General features: G+C 66.4%; 4 protein-coding genes. All 4 read left to right on the top strand.

Translation table 11 applies throughout. From position 1 onward, the window contains the following. Positions 1-191, top strand: a 191-nt coding sequence (locus WA965_RS02360; RefSeq protein ID WP_526301153.1) for a carboxymuconolactone decarboxylase family protein, incomplete at its 5' end; no start/stop codon positions are given. A 55-nt stretch (positions 192-246) separates the two neighbouring features. Next, the gene (locus tag WA965_RS02355; protein WP_526301255.1) at positions 247-606 is read left to right on the top strand and encodes a molybdopterin cofactor-binding domain-containing protein; all 360 of its coding nucleotides are present in this window, start codon (positions 247-249) and stop codon (positions 604-606) included. Then, positions 593-1,147: a xanthine dehydrogenase family protein molybdopterin-binding subunit gene (locus WA965_RS02350; protein ID WP_526301155.1), complete on the top strand. Its 555-nt coding sequence runs from the start codon at positions 593-595 to the stop codon at positions 1,145-1,147. Before WA965_RS02355 ends, WA965_RS02350 begins: the two co-directional genes overlap by 14 nt. 74 nt (positions 1,148-1,221) lie before the next feature. Then, on the top strand, positions 1,222-2,082 hold the full coding sequence (locus WA965_RS02345) for an alpha/beta fold hydrolase (RefSeq protein WP_526301157.1): 861 nt from the start codon (positions 1,222-1,224) through the stop codon (positions 2,080-2,082). The last annotated feature ends 20 nt before the right edge of the window (positions 2,083-2,102 follow it).

Raw genomic sequence — 2,102 nt, 5'->3', positions numbered from 1 at the left:
CCGCGATGGTCGAATCCCGTGGGCTACCCACGGGCGCCGATCTCGACGCCTTCCTCGCCGCGGGGTTCACCGAGACCGACGTCCTGCAGGTGCTGCTGGCGATCTCGGTCAAGACGATCAGCAACTACTCCAACCACCTGTTCCACACCGAAGTCGACAAAGCGTTCGCGGGCCGCGTCTGGGAGGCGTGACCGTGAACGCGATCGGCACCGATGCCGGCTACCGCTTGACCATCCCACCGTGGCAATGGTGCTGCGCGACATGCGGATCCCCGACTCCGACCCCGGTCCGGGTGTGGCCAGCGCTGTCTACCATTCGATCAGCAGCCCCTGCAGTGTCTCGGTGAGGATCGACGCCGACGGTACCGCGGATGTTGTCACGGCCAGCAGTGACATGGGGGTGGGAACGTACACGTCCATGACGCAGGTCGCCGCCGATGCGCTGGGCCTGCCGACAGATCGTGTTCGATTTGATCTGGGGGACAGCCTTTTTCCCGAGGCGCCGATGCACGGAGCGCAGCAGACGATGGCCAGCGTGGGTTCGGGGGTGGCGCACGCCGGAACCCTGCTGCGGGACAGATTCGTGCGGGCGGATGTCGCTCATTGACGAACCGAACCGCGGCGAGACCTACCAGCAGTTGTTGAACCGACGCGGCTGGACTCACCTCGAGTCCGAACACACCTGGAATCCCGACGACCGGATCGACGACTACTCGATCTGGTCCTACGGCGCGGTGTTCGCCGAGGTGGCCGTCGACGAACTGCTCGGCACCGTACGGGTCCGGCGGATGGACGCCTTCTACGACGCCGGGCGGATCATCAACCCGAAACTCGCTCGCAGCCAGGCACTCGGCGGGATGGTGTGGGGGATCGGCATGGCGTTGCTCGAGGATTCGCACATCGACCACCGCGACGGGCGGGTCGTCAACGCCAACATCGCCGACTACCTGGTTCCCGTCAACGCGGATGTACCCGCGCTGGACGCCACCTTCCTGCCCGCAGAGGACACCATCGCCAGCCCGATCGGAGTGAAGGGCCTGGGCGAACTGATGATGATCGGTGTCGCGCCCGCCATCGCCAATGCCGTGTTCAACGCCACCGGCCGGCGCATCACCTCGCTACCCATCACCCCCGAACGCCTGCTGTGAGCGCTTCGGTGCCCGATGTTGCCAGGTGAACTTACCGATCAGTAAGATCGAGCCTCGAGTCGACAGGAGGCGTGATGAGCGAAACGAAGTTCGTCGACATCCATGGGGTCAAGCAAGCTGTGGTGGACGAGGGCGAGGGCGACGAGGTCCTGCTGCTGATCCACGGCATGGCAGGTAGTGCGGACACGTGGCGGGCGGTGATCCCGCAGCTCGCCAAGAAGTACCGCGTGGTGGCTCCCGACCTCACGGGTCACGGGCAGTCGGAGAAGCCTCGGACGGACTATTCGCTGGGTGCTTTTGCCGTTGGTCTGCGCGACCTGCTCGACGAACTCGGTGTCGAGTCGGCGACCGTTGTCGGCCACTCACTCGGTGGCGGGGTGGCCATGCAGTTCCTGTACCAGCATCCGGACTACTGTCGCCGGCTCGTGTTGATCAGCAGCGGCGGACTCGGACCCGACGTCGGGTTGATCCTGCGACTGCTCGCGGCGCCGGGTGCGGAGTTGGTGATGCCGGTGATCGCGCCGCCCCCGGTGATCCGCGCGGGTAACGCGGTGCGCTCGTGGTTGAGCTCAGCCGGTCTGCGCTCGCCGCGCGGCGCGGAGATCTGGAGTGCCTACTCGTCGTTCTCCGATCGCGGAACCCGGGACGCATTCCTGCGCACCCTGCGGTCGGTGGTCGACTACCGCGGCCAGTCCGTCAGCGCGCTGAACCGGTTGAAGCTGCGCGAAGACCTGCCCACGCTGGCGATCTGGGGCGAACAGGATGCCATCATCCCGGTCGCCCACGCCTATTCGGCGCTCGAGGCCCGACCGGACTGCCGGCTCGAGGTGCTGCCCGACGTCGGGCATTTCGCCCAGGTCGAGGCGCCGGCAGAGGTGATCGACATCATCGACGACTTCATCTCCACCACCGTGCCGTCGGATACCCGGGCATGAAGCGGGCCGCGCTACCCGGG

Source organism: Mycobacterium sp., from assembly GCF_049683935.1.
In the GTDB taxonomy this organism is placed as follows: Bacteria; Actinomycetota; Actinomycetes; order Mycobacteriales; family Mycobacteriaceae; genus Mycobacterium.
Note: the sequence above shows the minus strand (reverse complement) of the source record. Positions and strands in the feature narration are given on the sequence as shown.